General features: G+C 71.7%; 16 protein-coding genes and 1 pseudogene. 11 read left to right on the top strand and 6 right to left on the bottom strand.

Annotated elements, in window-relative coordinates:
• Positions 1 to 6: 6 nt before the first annotated feature.
• Positions 7 to 453 (bottom strand): DUF4265 domain-containing protein, encoded by a 447-nt coding sequence (locus tag ACIP5K_RS22885; RefSeq protein WP_401412291.1) that lies wholly within the window; start codon positions 451 to 453, stop codon positions 7 to 9.
• 100 nt (positions 454 to 553) lie between these two features.
• On the bottom strand, positions 554 to 1,159 hold the full coding sequence (locus ACIP5K_RS22880) for a DUF6461 domain-containing protein (RefSeq protein WP_401412125.1): 606 nt from the start codon (positions 1,157 to 1,159) through the stop codon (positions 554 to 556).
• A gap of 212 nt (positions 1,160 to 1,371) precedes the next feature.
• Between ACIP5K_RS22880 and ACIP5K_RS22875 the strand changes: the two are divergent.
• From ACIP5K_RS22875 to ACIP5K_RS22860, 4 genes and pseudogenes are all read left to right on the top strand, one after another.
• Positions 1,372 to 1,797, top strand: a pseudogene (locus ACIP5K_RS22875) (DUF4259 domain-containing protein).
• Between the two features lie 41 nt (positions 1,798 to 1,838).
• Entirely contained in the window at positions 1,839 to 2,252 is a 414-nt protein-coding gene (locus ACIP5K_RS22870; protein ID WP_401412123.1) for a hypothetical protein, read from the top strand.
• Between the two features lie 60 nt (positions 2,253 to 2,312).
• Complete coding sequence (locus tag ACIP5K_RS22865) at positions 2,313 to 3,074, top strand: DUF4253 domain-containing protein (RefSeq protein WP_401412122.1); 762 nt, start codon at positions 2,313 to 2,315, stop codon at positions 3,072 to 3,074.
• Between the two features lie 237 nt (positions 3,075 to 3,311).
• Positions 3,312 to 5,345 (top strand): S9 family peptidase, encoded by a 2,034-nt coding sequence (locus ACIP5K_RS22860; RefSeq protein ID WP_401412120.1) that lies wholly within the window; start codon positions 3,312 to 3,314, stop codon positions 5,343 to 5,345.
• A 3-nt stretch (positions 5,346 to 5,348) separates the two neighbouring features.
• On the opposite strand, the gene ACIP5K_RS22855 is transcribed toward ACIP5K_RS22860, so the two are convergent.
• Positions 5,349 to 5,870, bottom strand: a complete 522-nt coding sequence (locus ACIP5K_RS22855) for a GNAT family N-acetyltransferase (protein WP_401412118.1) — start codon at positions 5,868 to 5,870, stop codon at positions 5,349 to 5,351.
• Positions 5,871 to 5,938: 68 nt separating this feature from the next.
• Between ACIP5K_RS22855 and ACIP5K_RS22850 the strand changes: the two genes are divergently transcribed.
• Positions 5,939 to 6,739, top strand: a complete 801-nt coding sequence (locus ACIP5K_RS22850; RefSeq protein ID WP_401412117.1) for an exodeoxyribonuclease III — start codon at positions 5,939 to 5,941, stop codon at positions 6,737 to 6,739.
• On the opposite strand, the gene ACIP5K_RS22845 is transcribed toward ACIP5K_RS22850, so the two are convergent.
• A complete protein-coding gene (locus ACIP5K_RS22845) occupies positions 6,730 to 7,365 on the bottom strand; it encodes a MerR family transcriptional regulator (RefSeq protein ID WP_401412290.1) in 636 nt (211 codons plus the stop codon). The two genes, ACIP5K_RS22850 and ACIP5K_RS22845, sit on opposite strands and share 10 nt — an antisense overlap.
• Positions 7,366 to 7,553: 188 nt before the next feature.
• Between ACIP5K_RS22845 and ACIP5K_RS22840 the strand changes: the two genes are divergently transcribed.
• The 4 genes from ACIP5K_RS22840 to ACIP5K_RS22825 all read left to right on the top strand — a co-directional run bounded on the left by ACIP5K_RS22840 (position 7,554) and on the right by ACIP5K_RS22825 (position 11,222).
• Complete coding sequence (locus ACIP5K_RS22840) at positions 7,554 to 9,095, top strand: flavin-containing monooxygenase (protein ID WP_401412115.1); 1,542 nt, start codon at positions 7,554 to 7,556, stop codon at positions 9,093 to 9,095.
• Complete coding sequence (locus tag ACIP5K_RS22835) at positions 9,092 to 10,033, top strand: alpha/beta fold hydrolase (RefSeq protein WP_401412113.1); 942 nt, start codon at positions 9,092 to 9,094, stop codon at positions 10,031 to 10,033. The genes ACIP5K_RS22840 and ACIP5K_RS22835 overlap by 4 nt, the downstream gene beginning before the upstream one ends.
• On the top strand, positions 10,030 to 10,905 hold the full coding sequence (locus ACIP5K_RS22830) for an SDR family oxidoreductase (protein ID WP_401412111.1): 876 nt from the start codon (positions 10,030 to 10,032) through the stop codon (positions 10,903 to 10,905). Before ACIP5K_RS22835 ends, ACIP5K_RS22830 begins: the two co-directional genes overlap by 4 nt.
• A 116-nt stretch (positions 10,906 to 11,021) precedes the next feature.
• Positions 11,022 to 11,222, top strand: a complete 201-nt coding sequence (locus ACIP5K_RS22825) for a hypothetical protein (RefSeq protein ID WP_401412109.1) — start codon at positions 11,022 to 11,024, stop codon at positions 11,220 to 11,222.
• A gap of 87 nt (positions 11,223 to 11,309) precedes the next feature.
• On the opposite strand, the gene ACIP5K_RS22820 is transcribed toward ACIP5K_RS22825, so the two are convergent.
• Entirely contained in the window at positions 11,310 to 14,606 is a 3,297-nt protein-coding gene (locus ACIP5K_RS22820) for a S41 family peptidase (RefSeq protein ID WP_401412107.1), read from the bottom strand.
• A 143-nt stretch (positions 14,607 to 14,749) separates the two neighbouring features.
• On the opposite strand from ACIP5K_RS22820, the gene ACIP5K_RS22815 reads away from it, so the two are divergent.
• Both ACIP5K_RS22815 and ACIP5K_RS22810 read left to right on the top strand, forming a co-directional pair.
• Positions 14,750 to 15,337 carry a TetR/AcrR family transcriptional regulator gene (locus ACIP5K_RS22815; RefSeq protein WP_401412106.1) on the top strand — a complete coding sequence of 196 codons (588 nt, stop codon included), beginning with the start codon at positions 14,750 to 14,752 and terminating at the stop codon, positions 15,335 to 15,337.
• Positions 15,338 to 15,456: 119 nt separating this feature from the next.
• On the top strand, positions 15,457 to 17,670 hold the full coding sequence (locus ACIP5K_RS22810) for an MMPL family transporter (RefSeq protein ID WP_401412104.1): 2,214 nt from the start codon (positions 15,457 to 15,459) through the stop codon (positions 17,668 to 17,670).
• Between the two features lie 12 nt (positions 17,671 to 17,682).
• Here ACIP5K_RS22810 and ACIP5K_RS22805 read toward each other — a convergent pair whose 3' ends face one another.
• Positions 17,683 to 18,039: an SsgA family sporulation/cell division regulator gene (locus ACIP5K_RS22805; RefSeq protein WP_401412103.1), complete on the bottom strand. Its 357-nt coding sequence runs from the start codon at positions 18,037 to 18,039 to the stop codon at positions 17,683 to 17,685.
• Between the last annotated feature and the right edge of the window lie 88 nt (positions 18,040 to 18,127).

Below are 18,127 nucleotides of genomic sequence, written 5' to 3'. Positions count from 1 at the left end.
AGCCAGTCAGTCCGTGGCCGTGGACCTCCAGGCAGCGGTGACGCACCCTTCCTCCCAGTGCCACCAGCCCTGCGCCGCACCGTGTTCCAAAAGCTTGCGGATCCGCGGCAGGTCCGCCTCAGGCGGGACATCCAGCGCCACCATCCGGACCTGCTCGATGCCCTCGCCCGTCGTGCCGAGCTTGTGGAAGATCTCCAGAACGCTCTGCCGGGCAGCGGCCGAGCCGCCGTCCTTCAACACGATCAGCCGGATCGTGCAGTTCTGAGACGGACGGACCGTCTCCCCAGCCCAGAAAAGTCCGTCGTCATCGAGCTCCACCTTGACGATGTCTCCGCTGGCGATTCCACGTACGAACCATGGCGTGTTGTCCAACCGCACTGTGCCGTCACTAAGGTCCACTGCCCACAGGCTCTCGACACTCGCCGGCGGCCAGCCGTCCTCACCTATGTTCATCCGGAAGTGGACCTTCACGTGGGCGTCCCTGATGTTCGTCACCGCGCCATCATCCACACCGCACTCACAGGGAAGGACCGGGGAGGGTGGTCGCGCGATGTCATCGGACCTGGACAGTGGCGCAGGTGAAGGTCGTGTCCTGGAGCAGCTCCGGAGTGATGGCCACGCCGGTCAGGTGCTCTGCCAGAGCGAAGGCCGTTGGTGAGGACAGATCCGTTTCCGGGGACTCGTCCTCGAGGTGGAAGCCGATCCGCACCATGACGTCCAGGAGCTCGTCGGGTGCGGTGCCCCATCGGTCCTCCGGGAACATGGGGTCGAAGCAGAGTCGCAGGACCCGGTCCTCCGCCCAGAGGAACGTGCCGACGGCGTTGATGTTGACGAAGTGAGAGACCCAGCTCGCCCCGGCCGAGGCCGGCAGGGCTCGATCTTCGGTGACTCCGATGTACCCGTTGGGCTCGATCAGCAGCGTCCAGGCGCCCACAGTCGTCATGGCGACCAGCTGACGGTCGCCCTCCTCCAGGTCGTACTGGGCGAAGGCGGCGTCGACGACTGCGGCTATGCCCTGAAGGGGCGCCTCCGGTCGTCCGTCGAGCCGAGATACCACCTCAGCAGGTGAGAGGCCCCGCACCAGGGTGAAGCAATACGCCTCGGCGATTTCTGGAAAGTCGTCTTCGAACCACGCGTAGTCCGCTCCGGTCTTCGTCATGCCGTCCATCCTGGTTCGTGTCACTGACACCGGAGGGGCCTTGGGGCCGCCGGCAGGGATCGGACGGGACATCCGCCGGTTCAGGAAGCGCTCTTCCTCTCTGCTTGAAGCATCACTGGAGGGGCTCGCGGACATCCCTTCGACTGCGCGGCTGCTGTCAGTGGCCTCTGTCAGGATGCCTCGGTCAAGACCAAGGCTGATCTGGAGAGACCATGGGCACTTGGGATGTCGGCCCCTTCGATAACGACACCGCAGCGGACTTCTGTGGCGACCTCGATGAGGCAGCCGCAGGCGAACGTGAGGGCATCGTCCGCGGCATTCTCACCCGTGTGATCGACACTGCGGGCTATCTGGAAGCACCCGAATCTGAGGAAGCCGTTGCTGCCGCCGCCCTCGTCGCCGCGCAATGCCCCGGCGGCGAGCCTGCCGATCCCGTTTATGGGCCGGAAGAGCCCCTTCCTGATCTCACCGGCCTGCGCGATCTCGCCCTTCAGGCCCTTGACCGCGTCATGACCGACCTGTCCGAGCTGATGGACCTACGGGCGGAATCCGATGGCGGCCCCTAGCGCGTGAATGTCCGCCGCCTGCAGAACGTGCTCCTGCCACAGCCGCTCGGAAAACAGCTCAGCCTCATCTGACCGCACCGCAACCACTATCTGATTCCATCTGGAAGGCCGCCATGAGCTGGGATGTACTTCTCCTCCGCCTTCCCGACAACGTGACCTCGGTCCATGAGATCCCAGGCGATCACACCTCGCCCCCGCTCGGCCGCCTCCACGACGTGCTCGCGGCCGTCGCCCAGGCCGCCCCCGACGCAGATCTCTCGGACCCATCCTGGGGAGAGCTCCTCGGACCCACCTGGTCCATGGAACTCAACATCGGCGACGAGGACCCAGTGGACTCAATCATGTTGCACATCCGGGGCTCCGGCGACGACGTGCTCACACCCGTCTTCCGGCTTGCCGAAACTCTCGGCTGCAAGGTCCTCGACTGTGCCGAAGGCGACTTGATCACTGCCGGGCAGACGTCGGGCTGGCATGCGTTCCAGCAGTTCCGCGACCGCGTGTCCGGCCCCGCCGAGCCACACCACTAGCATCCACCCGTGCACCCTGAACCCCGACTGAGCCTTGCGGCCCCACCCCCGCCCGGACGGATGATCACATCCGACGAAGGCGATGGAGACGAGCAGCCCCTGTGGCTCAGCGATCGGCCGGCCACGGCCGGACTGTGGGCCCAGATAGATGCCGAGCACACTCGCTCCGGCCTGTGGCCGCTGCTGCTCGACGCGCTGGATCCGGACGATGATGAGTTCCGGCCGTGGGGATCGGGAGAGCTCATGCCCGAGCGGATGTCTTCTCCGGCGAGCCACGACCCGGCTGGTCTTCTCCAGGAGTGGTGGGCGACGTACACCGCCGTCGATGAAGACGACGACATGCTCTCCGCTAAGAAGCGCCTCGCCGTTACGGCTCCCTTCGGGCAGGACTGGCCCGGCATCGCTCCCGCTCGGTCGGCCGCGACCGACCCCGACGAACTGGCAGCCGAGTACGCCCAGGTGTTTCTCGCCAGCCGTCCGCAGTCCCGGCTGGGACTGGTCGCAGCCGCATCCGGCGCTGAGGCCCTCGCGGTTGCAGGCTGGTGCGGCCCCCTCAACTACGACAACGACACCGCCAAGTTCTCTGCGGTCATCCGCGACTGGGAGCACCGTTTTGGCGTCCGGGTTGTCGCGGTCGGCTTCTCCACCCTGCACCTCAGCGTCGCCGCGCCACCACTGAACGAGGAAGACGCCCTCCTGGTCGCGGCGGAGCACTTCGCCTTCTGCCCAGACAACGTATGGCAGGGCAGCCGACCGTACACGCTGACCGCGTACGCCGAGCAGATCATCGGAGCCCACAGCTGGGACTTCTGGTGGGACTGATCCATCCCCGTCTGGGAAACGATCACCCGCCCCACGGGAAGCGATCTCCAAGCGCTTCGTGAGCCCCTGGTCAGCGGTACTCGTGAACACCCCACTGCAACACCGCTTGTGAGGCGACTCGCAGACGGTGGACAAGATCCCGTCCGGTCTTCAGACCGGGCGGGATCTTTGCGTGGGCGGTCAGGCGGCGGTCAAATCCCCTGGTCCGCACGGCTGTCGCGAGCGACAATCGCGTCCATGCCCCAGACTCCTGACACTCCCGGGACCACCCCCGGCGCCTCCGTCTTCCACGACCTGTCCGCCTTTCTCGCCCGGCCCCGCGTCAACTCCCTGGCGCTGTCCGCCGACGGCGGCCGGCTCGTCGCCGCCGTGCAGAACCTGTCGGGCGACGGCACCCGGTTCGTCTCCGCGCTGTGGGACATCGACCCGGCCGGCGTGCGCGAGCCGGTCCGGCTGACCCGGTCCGGGAAGGGCGAGTCCGGGCCCGCGTTCGGCCCGGACGGAGTGCTCCACTTCCTGTCGGGGCGCCCCGGTGACGACGAGGACGACGGCGAGCACGAGGGCGCCGCCGTGTGGGCGCTGCCCCCGCGCGGCGAGGCCGCTGTCGTGGCCCGGCATCCGGGCGGCATCGCCGCGTACGCCGTCGCCCGCGACAGCGGCGCGCTCGCCCTCACCGCGGGGCTGCTGCCCGGCGCCGCCGACGCCGCCGCGCACGGCAGGCTCCGCACGGAGCGCAAGGACGCGAAGGTCACCGCGATCCTCTACGAGTCCGGGCCGACCCGCGCCTGGGACCGCGACCTCGGCCCCGAGGACCCGCACGTCCTCGTCCGCGCCCGGGACGGCGCCGAGCCGGTCGACGCCGGCGGCCAGGGCGCCGCCCTGGAGGCCCCCGGCGACGCCGTGCTCTCGCCGGACGGCACGCGGGTGGCGTACACCCGGTTCGTCACCGGCCGGGTCCCGGACTACAACCGCACCGCCGTGGTGATCGCCGACGCCACCACCGGCGCGCAGCTCCACCTGCTCGGCGACACGGTCCACCTCTACGAAGCGCCCGCCTTCACCGCCGACGGCGCCGCCGTCGTGTGCTCCCGGATGCGCTTCCCCACGTACGACGAACCCTGGGACGCCACCCTCGTGCGCGTCGACATCGACAGCGGCGAGACCGTCGACCTGCTGCCCGGGTTCGACAACTGGCCCGTCGGCGCCGTCTGTTCACCGGCCGACGACACGCTCTTCTTCACCGCCGACGAGCTGGGCCACCACCCCGTCTTCCGGCGCGACGCCGACGGCACCGTCACCCGGCTCACCGCCTCCGGCGCCTACGGATCCCTGTGCGTGGCCCCCGACGGCCGCACCCTGTACGCCCTGCGCAACGCGATCGACGCGCCGCCGCGCCCGGTCCGCCTCGACGCGGCGGCGCCCGGCCAGGTGCCCGCCGAACTGCCCGCCCCCGGCGCGGTCGGCGCACTGCCCGGCACCCTCACCGAGGTGCACGTCGAGGCGGACGACGGCTTCCCGCTGCGCGGCTGGCTCGTGCTCCCCGCGGGCGCCGGTCCCGAGCGGCCGGCGCCGCTGCTCGTCTCCGTCCACGGCGGACCGCAGAGCAGCTGGAACGCGTGGACCTGGCGGTGGAACCCGTGGCCGTTCGCGGCGCGCGGCTACGCGGTGCTGCTCCCGGACCCCGCGCTGTCGACCGGCTACGGGCAGCTCAACCACCGGCGCGGCTGGGGGCAGTGGGGCGGGCGTCCGTACGACGACGTGATGGCGCTGACCGACGCGGTCGAGGGCCGCGCCGACATCGACGCCACGCGCACGGCGCTCGCGGGCGGCTCCTACGGCGGCTACATGGCCAACCGGGTCGCGACCAGCACCGACCGGTTCCGGGCGATCGTCAGCCACGCGGGCCTGTGGGACCTGCGGATGTTCCAGGGCGACAACGACGTGCCCTGGTACTTCCAGCGGATCTTCGGCGACCCGCTGACCCGCCCCGAGCGCTACGAGGCCGACTCGCCGTACGTGGACGTCGCGAAGATCCGCACCCCGATGCTGGTCATCCACGGCGGGAAGGACTACCGGGTGCCCGTCGGCCAGGGCGCGGCGCTCTTCCAGGACCTCCAGCGGTTCGAGATCCCCGCGAAGTACCTCTACTTCCCGGACGAGGGCCACTGGATCCTCGCGCCCGGTCACATCGAGGTCTGGTACGAGACGTTCCTGAACTTCCTCGACCACCACGTCACCGGCGCCGAGTGGCGCCGGCCCGGGCTGCTGTGACGCTCAGCCTCGGAGCGGCTTGGCGTAGCAGCGGCTGAGCTGCTCGAACCGGTAGTGGCCGAACTTGGCGCACGCCTCGTACCCGCTGGACAGGTACAGGGCTATGGCCTCGGGCTGCTTGGTGCCGGTCTCCAGCACCATGCGGGTGCGGCCCGCCGCGCGGGCGTCCTCCTCCAGGGCGGCCAGGATGCGGCGGGCCAGCCCGAGCCCGCGCGCCTCCGGGGTGACGTACATCCGCTTGAGCTCGGCGTCCCCGTCCGCGTACCCCTCGTCGTTCTCGTCCTGGGTGCGCCACCCGCCGGTGGCCAGCGGCGCGCCCGACGCGTCGTACGCGATGAGGTAGCGCCCGCGCGGGGCGTCGAACATCGTCGGGTCGAGCGGGGTGACGTCGCCCTCGTCGCCGTAGCGCTCCGCGTATTCGAGCTGGACGCGGTCGTTGAGCGCGACCGCGTCGGGGTGGCCGAAGGAGACGGGGCGCAGGGTGATGCCGGCGGCGGTGGCGGCCGGCGCGGACTGGATACTCATACAGTCTATCGTAACTCTATGCTGACGGGTGTGGTCGGGTCCGTCCAGTGTGCCGGTACCGTGGCCGGGTGCTGACTGTGACCTCTGTGAATGTGAACGGGCTGCGGGCCGCCGCCAAGAAGGGCTTCGTGGAGTGGCTCGCCGAGACCTCCGCCGACGTCCTGTGCCTCCAGGAGGTGCGGGCCGAGCCGCAGCAGCTGCCCGACGAGGTGCGCGCGCCCGAGGGGTGGCACGTCGTGCACGCCCCGGCCGCCGCCAAGGGGCGGGCCGGTGTCTCCCTCTATACGCGGCGCGAGCCGGAGCGGGTCCGGATCGGGTTCGGGTCGGCCGAGTTCGACGGCAGCGGGCGCTACGTCGAGGCGGACCTGCCCGGCGTCACCGTCGCCTCCCTCTATCTGCCCTCCGGCGAGGTCGGCACCGAGCGGCAGGACGAGAAGATCCGCTTCATGGGCGAGTTCCACGCCTATCTGAAGGACCTGCGCGAGCGGGCCGCCGCCGACGGGCGGGAGGTCGTCGTCTGCGGCGACTGGAACATCGCCCACCAGGAGGCCGACCTCAAGAACTGGAAGGCCAACCGGAAGAACTCCGGCTTCCTGCCCGAGGAGCGGGAGTGGCTGGGCCGGGTCGTCGACGCGCAGGACGGCGGGTACACCGACGTCGTGCGCGCGCTGCACCCGGACGTCGAGGGGCCGTACTCGTGGTGGTCGTACCGCGGGCGGGCCTTCGACAACGACGCGGGCTGGCGCATCGACTACCAGATGGCGACGCCGGGCCTCGCGCGGCGCGCGGTCAAGGGCTTCGTGGAGCGGGCGGCGACGCACGCCGAGCGCTGGTCGGACCACGCCCCGGTCACCGTCGTCTACGAGTAGGGCGGACCCTGCGGCGGGCTGAGCCTGCGGTCCAGGGCCATCGAGAGCTCGGCCTCCACCACCGACCTGGCCAGCGGGCGCAGGCGCTGGGCGTCCTTCTCGTCGCCGTGGGCGAGGATCAGGTCGTGGAAGAGGGCGGCCAGCGACTCCGCGTGCTCGCGGACCGTGCGGGCCGCCGCCAGCACCTCGGCGAGCGGGATGCCCTCGCGGACCAGGGCCGCGGAGACGTCCAGCAGCCGGCGGCTGACGTGCACGATCTCCTCGCCGTCGGTGCCGAGATAGCCGAGGTCCAGGGCCGCCTGGAGGTTCTCCGGGGTGACGTCGCCCGCGAAGTGGTCGGCGAGTTCGGTGGCGGTCAGGCGGACCGGGACCTCCTCGGTGGGTTCGCCGATGCCGAGCAGCTCGGCGACGTCGCGGCCGCGGTCGAACGCCTCGGAGAGTTCGGCGATGCCGGTGAGGGTGTGGCCGCGCTCCAGGAGCTGGGCGATCGTGTGCAGGCGGGCCAGGTGCGTGTCGTCGTACCAGGCGATGCGGCCCTCGCGGCGCGGCGGCCTGATGAGGCCGCGCTCGCGGTAGAAGCGCACGGTGCGCACCGTGATGCCGGCCGCCCTGGCCAGCTCCTCCATGCGGTACTCGCGCTGCTCGCCGGGTCCTGTCGCGGGTTCCGTCGCTTCTGTGGGCACGCCCCGAGCCTATGTTGTACCACCGGTAACTTTCCTCGGTCCTACCCCTACCGCTCGGTAGGACGCTGCTCTAGTCTCCGGACTACGCCAGTGTTCACTGGCAGAGTCGTGCGGCACAGGGAGGCCCCGGGATGACCGAGCACGAGCATGTACGGGTGGCGGTGATCGGGTCCGGGTTCGGCGGGCTCGGCGCGGCGGTCAGACTGCGCCGTGAGGGCATCACCGACTTCGTGGTCCTGGAGCGGGCGGGCACCGTCGGCGGGACCTGGCGGGACAACAGCTACCCGGGCTGCGCCTGTGACGTGCCCTCGCACCTGTACTCGTTCTCCTTCGCCCCGAATCCGGACTGGCCGCGCACCTTCTCCGGGCAGGAGCGCATCCAGGAGTACCTGGAGGGCGTCGCCGACACCTTCGGGCTCCGCCCGCACCTGCGCTTCGACTCCGAGGTGCGGCGGGCGCGATGGGACGCCGAGAAGCTGTGGTGGGAGCTGGAGACCGCGAGCGGCACGCTCACCGCCGACGTCGTCGTCTCCGCGACCGGACCGCTGTCCGACCCGAAGATCCCGGACATCGCGGGGCTCGACACCTTCCCCGGCAAGGTCTTCCACTCGGCGCGCTGGGACCACGACTTCGACCTGCGAGGCAAGCGCGTCGCGATGATCGGGACCGGCGCCTCCGCCATCCAGATCGTGCCCGCCGTCCAGCCGGTGGCCGGGCACCTGACCCTGTTCCAGCGCACGCCCCCCTGGGTCATGCCGCGCGCCGACCGCGCCATCACCCCGGCCGAGCGCTGGCTGCACCGGCGGCTGCCGTTCACCACCCAGGCGCGCCGCGGACTGCTCTGGGGCATCCGGGAGTTGCAGGTCCAGGCGTTCACCAAGCGGCCCGACGAACTGGGCCTGGTCGAGCGGCTCGCCAGGCGGAACATGCACCGGGCGATCAAGGACCCGGCGCTGCGCGCCCGCCTCACCCCGGACTACCGCATCGGCTGCAAGCGCATCCTGCTCTCCAACGCCTACTATCCGGCGCTGGCCCGGCCCAACGTCGACGTGGTCGCGTCCGGGCTCGCCGAGGTCCGCGGGAGCACGCTGGTCGCCGCCGACGGCACCGAGACCGAGGCCGACGCGATCGTGTTCGGCACCGGGTTCCACGTCACCGACATGCCGATCGCCGAGCGGGTCGTGGGCGCGGACGGGGTCAGCCTCGCCGAGAGCTGGAAGGGCGGGATGGCGGCGCTGCGCGGCGCCACGGCCGCCGGGTTCCCGAACTTCATGACGATCATCGGCCCGAACACCGGCCTCGGGAACTCCTCGATGATCCTGATGATCGAGTCCCAGCTGAACTATCTGGCCGACTACATGCGGCAGTTGGACGTGCTCGGCGGCCGGGTCGCCCTCACACCCCGGGAGACCGCCGTCACCGGCTGGAACAACCGGGTGCAGGACCGGATGAGGCGCACGGTGTGGAACACCGGCGGCTGCGACAGCTGGTACCTCGACGACAACGGCCGCAACACGACGGTCTGGCCCGGCACCACGACCGAGTTCCGGCAGGCCACGCGCCGGGTCGACGTGGGGGAGTACGAGGTGCTGCGCCCGCCGGCCGCAGCGGTGTCCACGGCGTCCGGTACGACGTCCCGTACGGAGAAGAAGGCAGAGGTGAACGCGGCGTGAGCCGTCTCATGCATGTGCGGACCGGGCCCTACGCGCCGCCCGTGGCCGCCGAGGAGCTGACCGTCACCTCGGCGGACGGCGCCCGGCTGCACGTCGAGGTGCACGGCCCCGCCGACGGGCCGGCCGTCGTGCTGGCCCACGGCTGGACCTGCTCGACCGCCTTCTGGGCGGCGCAGACCCGGGCCCTCGCCACCGACCACCGGGTGATCGTGTACGACCAGCGCGGGCACGGCCGCAGCCCCGCCGCCGAGGTCCCGTACACCACGCAGATGCTGGCCGACGACCTGGAGGCGGTGCTGGGCGCGACACTCGCCCCCGGGCGGCCGGCGGTGCTCGCCGGGCACTCCATGGGCGGCATGACGCTGATGGCCGCCGCGGGGCGGGCGAAGGTCGCCGAGCACGCGGCGGCGCTGCTGCTGTGCAGCACCGGCAGTTCGCGCCTGGTCGCGGAGTCCACCGTGGTGCCGCTGCTGCCCCCGGGCGGGCTGCGCACCCGGCTGACCCGGGCGGTCCTCGGCTCGAAGGCGCCGCTCGGGCCGGTCACTCCGGTCGGCAAGAAGGTCCTCAGGTACGCGACGATGGGCCCGGGCTCCTCGCCCGACAAGGTCGAGGCGTGCGCGCGGATCGTGCACGCGTGCCCGCGCGGGGTGCGCCACGGCTGGTCGCAGGTGCTCGAACAGCTCCAGGTGGACGCCGGGGTGGGCGAGTTGACCATGCCGGTGGCCGTGCTCGCCGGCACCGCCGACCGGATGACGCCCGTCGTGCTGGCCCGGCGGATCGCCGCCGCGCTGCCGAACTGCGTGGGCCTGACCGAGCTGCCGGGACTCGGCCACATGACGCCGATCGAGGCACCGGAGGCGGTCACCGGCAGGATCCGGGAACTGTCCCGTACGTACATACAGGTGGAGAAGGATCGGGAAGGGGTGGACGCCGCATGAGCAAGGTCAGTCTCGAAGGGCAGGTCGCGGTCGTCACGGGCGCGGCGCGCGGGGTCGGCGAACTGCTCGCCCGCAAGCTGTCGGCGCGCGGCGCCAAGATCGCGCTGGTCGGTCTGGAGCCGGACGAGTTGAAGCAGGTCGCGGGGCGGCTGCACGCCGACGCCGACTGGTGGCACGCCGACGTCACCGATCACGAGGCGATGGCGCAGGTCGCACGGGAGGTGAAGGACCGGTTCGGGAAGGTCGACATCGTCGTGGCGAACGCGGGGGTGGCGACCGGCGGCCCCTTCGTCGACTCCGACCCCGTCGCCTGGCGGCGCGTCATCGAGGTCAACCTCATCGGGTCCGCCGTCACCGCCCGCGCCTTCCTGCCGGTCCTCATGGAGTCGCGCGGCTATCTGCTCCAGATCGCCTCGCTCGCCGCGATCACCCCGGCGCCGATGATGACCGCCTACTGCGCGTCGAAGTCGGGCGTGGAGGCGTACGCGCACAGCCTGCGGGCCGAGGTCGGCTACCGGGGCGTGCGGGTCGGCGTCGGCTATCTGTCGTGGACCGACACCGACATGGTGCGCGGCGCGGACCAGGACGACGTGATGCGCGAGCTGCGCCAGCGGCTGCCGTGGCCGTCCAACAAGACGTATCCGCTGGGCCCGGCGGTCGACCGGATCGTGGACGGCATCGAGCGGCGGTCCTCGCACGTGTACGCGCAGTGGTGGCTGCGCGGCATGCAGGGCATCCGGGGGTCGCTGCCCTCGCTCATCGGGACCGTCGGGCAGCGCGAGATGCGCCGGTTCGAGGGGCGGCTCGCCCAGGTCCCGAAGGGTCTGGTGGGGGCCGGCGGGGCCGCCGACGAGTCGGTGCGGGCCCGCTGAGCTGCCGTTCTCCCGGTCCCACACGGTCCGTTAATGATCGAAATGCGGCCCATGTCGCCCCGTGTCAGTCTGGTCGAGGCCCCAACCCCCCTCACCCACCACGGGAGTGAACAAGCATGGGCATCAAGGACCAGTTCAAGGACAAGGCCGACCAGCTCCAGGAGCAGGCGAAGGAGAAGTTCGGCGGCGCCAAGGACGAGGCGGGCGAGCGCTCCCGGCAGGCCCGGGACCAGGCCGGTGAGCGTGCTCAGCAGGCCGGGGACGAGGCGGGCGAGCGCTCGCAGCAGGCCCGGGAGAAGTTCCAGCAGGACTCCTGACCCGGGCGCTCCCCGAGCGCCCCGCGGATCCACGCATCGGGCCCCACCCGGCACCAACGGGTGGGGCCCGATCGCGCGTTCACCGGTTCACCGGGGCGGCAGGGGCGGCCGTCGCCGGTCGGGTACGTCCGTGTAGTCGGGCGGGGTGAGGGCGCCCTGCTCGCGCAGCAGGTCCAGGGCGAGTTCGACGGCGTCGTCGAGCTGGGCGTGCCGGCCCTCCGCCCAGTCCAGCGGGGTGCGCAGCGCCTCGATGTCGGGGTCGACACCGCGGTTCTCGACGGACCAGCCGTACTCGGGGAACCAGGCCGCGTTCATCGGCACCGTGATCGCCGTGCCGTCGCCGAGCTTGTGCCGTCCGGTCATGCCGACGACGCCGCCCCAGGTGCGCTGGCCGACGACCGGGCCGAGCGCGAGCAGCTTGAACGCGGCGGTGATCATGTCGCCGTCGGACGAGGTCGCCTCGTCGGCGAGGGCGACCACCGGGCCGCGCGGCGCGTTGGACGCGTACGACACCGGCTGCGCGTTGCGGGTGAGGTCCCAGCCGAGGATGCGGCGGGACAGCTTCTCGACGACGAGTTCGCTGATGTGGCCGCCCGCGTTGCCGCGCACGTCGATGATGAGGGCGGGGCGGGAGACCTCCATGCGCAGGTCGCGGTTGAACTGGGCCCAGCCCGAGCCGCCCAGGTCGGGGATGTGCAGGTATCCGCACTTGCCGTTGCTCAACTCCCGTACGACGGCCCGGCGTTTGGCGACCCAGTCCTGATAGCGCAGCGGCCGCTCGTCGACCAGCGGGACCACCGCGACGCGGCGCGCCCCGCGGCCCTCCTCGGCCGGGTCGAAGGTCAGCTCCACCGTGGTGCCGCCGGCGCCCGCGAGCAGCGGGAAGGGGCCCGTGACCGGGTCGACCCGGCGGCCGTCGACGTGGGTGAGCGCGGCGCCCTCGCGGATGCCGGTGCCGGACAGCGGGGAGCGGGCCCGGGAGTCGGAGGAGTCGCCGGGCAGGATCCGGCTGATCACCCAGCTGCCGTCACGGCAGACGAAGTTGGCGCCGAGCAGGCCCTGGGCGCGCTGGTAGTGCGGCGGGCCCTCGTTGCGGCGGGCCGGGGAGACGTAGGCGTGCGAGGTGCCCAGTTCGCCGAGCACCTCGCGCAGCAGGTCGGCGAACTCGTCGGGGGAGGCGACCCGCTCCACCAGCGGCCGGTACTGGTCGAGGACGGCGTCCCAGTCGATGCCGCACATCCCCGGTTCCCAGAAGTAGGCGCGGATGATCCGGCCCGCCTCGTCGAAGGCCTGGCGCCACTCGGCGGCCGGGTCGACCTCGTGCAGGATGCGGCGCAGGTCGATCCAGACCGTGGAGTCGCCGTCGCCGGCCTCGGTGGCGGGGACGGCCTGGAGGTCGCCCTCGTCGGCGACGACGAGCCGGGTGCCGTCGCCGCTGACCGCGAACCAGTCCATGTGGTCGACGAGCTGCGTCTTCTTGCCCTTGCTGAGGTTGAAGTGTTCGAGGGTCGGCTGGGAGGAGGTGTCGGCCGGGTTGGCGAACGTCTCGCCGAGCGCGCCGGAGATCGGCCAGCGCAGCCAGACCAGGCCGCCGCCGGCGACCGGGTGCAGCGCCGAGTACTTGGAGGCCGCGACCGGGAACGGCACGACCCGGTTGGCCAGGCCCTCGATCTCGACCGTCGGGGTGCCGTCGCCGCCGGTGTCCTCCACCGGGTCGAGGCCGCCGGCGGCGGTGCGCCCGTCGGGCGACAGCGCGAAGGGGGACGGCGTCGCCGAGGAGAGCGGTACGAGGTAGGGGCGGCAGCCGAGCGGGAACGACAGGTCGCCGGTGTGCACGTCGTAGACGGGGTCGAAGCCGCGCCAGGACAAGAAGGCGAGGTAGCGGCCGTCGCGGGTGAAGACCGGGTTCTCGTCCTCGAAGCGGCCGTTGGTGACGTCGACGACCGTGCGCTCGCCGGGGCCGGTGATGCGGGCCATCTTGATCTGGCGCAGCGAGCGGCCGATGCCGGGGTGCGACCAGGTGAGCCAGGCGCCGTCGGGGGAGAAGGCGAGATCGCGGACCGGGCCGTTCGTGGACCGGATCAGCTCGGTGACCTCGGCGGTCTCCGTGGTCCCGGTGGCCGTCACCTCGGTGGCGCCGTCGCCGGGCACGGTGAGCAGCAGCAGGCGGCCGTCGTTGGAGGCGACGGCGAGGCGCCCGCCGTCGGGGTCGGCGACCAGCTCCTGCACCCGGCCGAGGCCGCCCGAGGCGAGCCGCCGGGGCGGGCGGTCGCCGCTGGCCCGGGGCAGGTAGGCGATCTCGACGGCGTCCTCGCCCGCCGCGTCGGTGACGTAGGCGACCTGTCCGCCGGAGCCCAGCATCTCGGGCAGCCGCACCCGCACGCCCGGGGTGTCGGCGATGGTGCGGGCCGGGCCGTCGCGGTGGGTGAGCCAGTACAGGGAGCCGCGCACGACGACCGCGCTGGCCCGGCCGGTCTCGTCGACGGACAGCGAGTCGACGTGGCGGGCGGCCGGCACCTGGTGGCAGCGGCGCCCCGCGCGCGGCCCGCCGAGCCGCACCCGCAGCCGGCGCGGTCGGGAGTCGGGGCGCAGCGAGTCCAGGATCCACAGCTCGCCCGCGCACTGGTAGACGACCCGGGTGCCGTCGGTCGAGGCGTGCCGGGCGTAGAAGGCGTCGTGGTCGGTGTGCCGGGTGAGGCCGGAGCCGTCGGGCAGGCAGGAGTAGACGTTGCCGATGCCCTCGTGGTCGGAGAGGAAGGCGATCCGGCCGGCCACGAACATCGGGGCGTCCAGGTGGCCGTCGAGGTCGGCGAGGATGCGCTGACCGTGCACCCACAGGCGGCCCTGGGCGCCGCCCCGGTACCGCTTCCAGGCGGCCGGTTCGTGCGGGGGCGTGCCCGTGAGCAGCAGGGTCCGCCGTTCGCCGGCGATGTCGGCGACCTGGATGTCGGAGACCGGGCCCCAGGGCAGCTTGCCGCCGGGGGAGCCGTCGGTGGGGACGCTGTAGGCGAAGGTGAAGTAGGAGAAGGGCTCACCGTGCGAGGCGACCGCGAGGATGTCGGTCCGCCCGTCCTTGTCGGGGGGCGACCAGCCGCGGACCCGCGTGTCCACGCTGCCCCAGTACGTGAGCCGGCGCGCCGAGCCGCCGTCGACCGGTGCCACGTGGATCTCCGGGTCGAGGCTGCGCCAGCTCGTGTACGCGATGTGGGTGCCGTCGGGCGAGAAGCGCGGGTGGCTGACCTTCGTGCGGTCGACGGTGAGCCGCCAGGCCCGGGCCGAGCCGTCGAGCGGTGCGGTCCACAGATCGTCCTCGGCCGCGAAGCACAGCCGCTCGCCGTGCAGGTGCGGGAATCTCAGGTACGCCTCGGCTGCATCTTCAGTCACCTCACCATGCTTTTCCGCGCAGGGGCCTGCGGCAACCGGGACCCGCCGGGGAGCCGGATGTGGCGCAGCACACGAACGAAACCGTTTCGTTTCGTTAGGGGGCGGGGTATGTTCTGAGCGTACGAACCCGGAGAGGTGAGGTCATGGTGGCCGAAGCGACGGCGCGACGCAGCCGGATCACGCCCGAGCGCGAGGCGGAGCTGTACGCGGCCGTGCTCGACCTGCTCCGGGAGGTCGGCTACGACGCCCTGACGATGGACGCCGTGGCCACCAGGACGCGGGCCAGCAAGGCGACGCTCTACCGCCAGTGGGGCGGCAAGGCCGAGCTGGTCGTGAAGGCGCTGCGGCACCAGAAGCCGCACTTCGACGAGGTCGACACGGGGTCGCTGCGCGGCGATCTGCACGCGATGGTGCTCCGTGACGACGACTGTCACATGGAGCAGAACAGCGCGCTGATGCGCGGCCTGATGGTGGCCGTGCACGCCAACCCCGATCTGCTCGCCGCCTTCAAGGAATGGATCGTCGAACCGGAGATGTCCGGCGTGGACCGGGTGCTGCAAAGAGCGGTGGACCGGGGTGAGATGCGGGCCGACAACCCCGCGCGCGCCTACATCATCCACATGCTGGTCGGCGGCTTCGCCACCCGGACCCTCATCGACGAGCAGCCGCCCACCCAGGCCTACCTCACCTCGTACATCGACGCAGTGGTCCTCCCCGCCCTCGTCGCCTGAGCTCCTCCCGGAGATCAGTCACGTTCACCTGACGCGCACCGCTCAACGTCGTCGGGCTGATTTTCCCTGCCCCGGGGGCCCGGAGCCCCGCCCCCACGACCTGACCGGAGTACGCCTTCGTGGCCACCTTCCTCTACCGACTCGGCAAGCTCGCCTTCCGCCGACGGCACTTCGTCGCCCTGATATGGGTGGCGCTGCTGACGCTCGCGGGCGTCGGCGCGGCCTCCGCGCCGACCGCCGCCTCCAGCTCCTTCTCCATCCCCGGCACCGAGGCGCAGAAGGCCTTCGACCTCCTCGACCAGCGCTTCCCGGGCTCGGCCGCCGACGGCGCGACCGCCCGGGTCGTCTTCAAGGCGCCCGCCCACGAGAAGCTCACGGACGCCGCCAACAAGGCGGACATCCAGGACACCGTCTCCGCGATCCGCTCCAGCTCGAAGCAGGTCGCGTCCGTCGCCGACCCGTTCGAGGGGAACACGGTCAGCAAGAACGGCACGATCGCGTACACCTCGGCCTCGTACAAGGTCTCCTCGATGGAGCTGACCGACGACGACCGGGACGCGCTCCAGAAGGTCATCGACGACGCCCAGGACACCGGGCTGACCGTCGAGGTCGGCGGCGACGCGCTCCAGGCCATGCCGGAGACCGGCGCGACCGAGGTCATCGGCATCGCGGTGGCCGCCGTCGTCCTCGTGATCACCTTCGGCTCGCTGGTCGCCGCCGGACTGCCGCTGCTCACCGCGCTGATCGGTGTCGGCATCGGCGTCTCGACCATCACCGCGCTCGCCAACGCCCTGGACCTGGGCAGCACCACCTCCACCCTCGCCATGATGATCGGCCTCGCGGTCGGCATCGACTACGCGCTGTTCATCGTCTCCCGCTTCCGCGCCGAGCTGGCCGAGGGCCGCACCCGCGAGGAGGCCGCGGGACGGGCCGTCGGCACCGCCGGCTCGGCCGTCGTCTTCGCCGGGCTCACCGTCGTCATCGCGCTCGTCGGCCTCGCCGTCGTCAACATCCCGATGCTGACCAAGATGGGCGTCGCCGCCGCCGGCACCGTCGCCATCGCCGTGCTCATCGCGCTCACCCTGATCCCGGCGCTGCTCGGCTACGCGGGCAAGCGCGTCCACGGCCGCAAGGCCCGCAAGGCCGCCGCGTCCGGCGCACCCGCCGACGCCAGGCCCAACATGGGCACCCGCTGGGCCCGCTTCGTGCTGCGCCGCCCGGTGCTGGTCCTCGTCGCCGGGGTCATCGGCCTCGGCGCCATGGCGGTCCCGGTCGCCTCGCTCGAACTCGGCCTGCCCGACGACGGCAGCCAGCCCACCAGCACCACCCAGCGCAAGGCGTACGACCTGCTCTCGGAGGGCTTCGGTCCCGGCTTCAACGGCCCGCTGATGACGGTCGTCGACGCCCGCGGCGCGGACGACCCGAAGGCCGCCGTCGACGACGTCGTCTCGACGATCAAGAAGACCGAGGGGGTCGCGGCCGTCGCGCCCGCGACCTTCAACAAGGCGGGCGACACCGCCATCGTCAGCGTGGTCTCGAAGTACAAGCCCTCCTCGGTGCAGACCGAGGACGTCGTGCACGACATCCGGACCGCGGGCCGGGACATCGAGGCCGACACCGGCGCCGAGCTGAGCGTCACCGGCTCCACCGCCATGAACATCGACGTCTCGCAGAAGCTCAACGACGCGCTCGTGCCGTACCTGGCCCTGGTCGTCGGCCTGGCGTTCCTGCTCCTGATGGTCGTCTTCCGCTCGGTCCTGGTCCCGCTCAAGGCGGCGCTCGGCTTCCTGCTCTCGGTGCTCGCCGCGCTCGGCGCCGTCGTCGCCGTCTTCCAGTGGGGCTGGCTCGGCTCGCTCTTCGGCGTCGAGCAGACCGGCCCGGTCATGTCGATGATGCCGATCTTCATGGTGGGCGTGGTCTTCGGCCTCGCGATGGACTACGAGGTGTTCCTCGTGACCCGGATGCGCGAGGCGTACGTCCACGGGGAGCGCCCGGCGCAGGCGATCGTCACCGGGTTCCGGCACGGGGCCCGGGTGGTCACCGCCGCCGCCGTCATCATGATCGCGGTGTTCGCGGGCTTCATCGGCTCGTCCGAGCAGATGGTGAAGATGATCGGCTTCGGCCTCGCCATCGCCGTCTTCTTCGACGCGTTCGTCGTCCGCATGACGATCGTGCCCGCCGTCCTGGCGCTGCTCGGCAAGCGGGCCTGGTGGCTGCCGAAGTGGCTGGACCGGGTGCTGCCGAACGTCGACGTGGAGGGCGAGGGCCTGGCGGCCGCCTCCGGCGCGTCGGGCGCGGACGACGACGGTGACCGGGAGCTGGTCTCCGCCTAGTCAGCCGCCTGGTCAGCCGCGGGTCGTCACCGGGGTGGTGGCCGTGTACGTACGACGCAGGAAGCGGATCAGCGGCTTCACGTCGAACTGCACGACCGCCACCCCTTCGCGTGCCGGGAACTCGATGACCGCCTGGACCCGGCCGCACGGCCAGATCCGGATGTCGCCGCCGGTGGCGGGCGCGCGCAGCCCGCGTTCGAGCAGCTCGCGCGGGAAGGTCCACTCGCCCTCCGGCGCGGGCAGCGCGACCCGGACCTGCCCGTCACCGCCGTAGCGGAGCACCACCGGCACGGGCCGGTGCCCGTCCGCGGTGCCGGTGACGAGATGGGCGCGGGCGTACTGCTCGACGTACTGCTCGTCGGCACTCATGAGTCAAATGTCCCATATATACGGATATTCGGGCCAGGAGTAATTGACGGACGGGCGCTCTTGCGAGCAGTTTGCAACAAGGCACTAT

The sequence above is a fragment of the Streptomyces sp. NPDC088785 genome (assembly GCF_044750685.1).
Taxonomy (GTDB): domain Bacteria; phylum Actinomycetota; class Actinomycetes; order Streptomycetales; family Streptomycetaceae; genus Streptomyces.
This window is presented reverse-complemented; position numbering and strand designations above follow the sequence as displayed.

Excerpts from the sequence above, each read along its gene's own strand:
- ACIP5K_RS22865 (WP_401412122.1), top strand. The coding sequence starts at position 2,313 with ATGATCACATCCGACGAAGGCGATGGAGACGAGCAGCCCCTGTGGCTC.
- ACIP5K_RS22830 (WP_401412111.1), top strand. The coding sequence starts at position 10,030 with ATGAGCAAGGTCAGTCTCGAAGGGCAGGTCGCGGTCGTCACGGGCGCG.
- ACIP5K_RS22845 (WP_401412290.1), bottom strand. The coding sequence starts at position 7,365 with ATGGAGGAGCTGGCCAGGGCGGCCGGCATCACGGTGCGCACCGTGCGC.
- ACIP5K_RS22860 (WP_401412120.1), top strand. The coding sequence starts at position 3,312 with ATGCCCCAGACTCCTGACACTCCCGGGACCACCCCCGGCGCCTCCGTC.
- ACIP5K_RS22855 (WP_401412118.1), bottom strand. The coding sequence starts at position 5,870 with ATGAGTATCCAGTCCGCGCCGGCCGCCACCGCCGCCGGCATCACCCTG.
- ACIP5K_RS22815 (WP_401412106.1), top strand. The coding sequence starts at position 14,750 with ATGGTGGCCGAAGCGACGGCGCGACGCAGCCGGATCACGCCCGAGCGC.
- ACIP5K_RS22880 (WP_401412125.1), bottom strand. The coding sequence starts at position 1,159 with ATGACGAAGACCGGAGCGGACTACGCGTGGTTCGAAGACGACTTTCCA.
- ACIP5K_RS22840 (WP_401412115.1), top strand. The coding sequence starts at position 7,554 with ATGACCGAGCACGAGCATGTACGGGTGGCGGTGATCGGGTCCGGGTTC.
- ACIP5K_RS22805 (WP_401412103.1), bottom strand. The coding sequence starts at position 18,039 with ATGAGTGCCGACGAGCAGTACGTCGAGCAGTACGCCCGCGCCCATCTC.
- ACIP5K_RS22825 (WP_401412109.1), top strand. The coding sequence starts at position 11,022 with ATGGGCATCAAGGACCAGTTCAAGGACAAGGCCGACCAGCTCCAGGAG.
- ACIP5K_RS22870 (WP_401412123.1), top strand. The coding sequence starts at position 1,839 with ATGAGCTGGGATGTACTTCTCCTCCGCCTTCCCGACAACGTGACCTCG.
- ACIP5K_RS22885 (WP_401412291.1), bottom strand. The coding sequence starts at position 453 with ATGAACATAGGTGAGGACGGCTGGCCGCCGGCGAGTGTCGAGAGCCTG.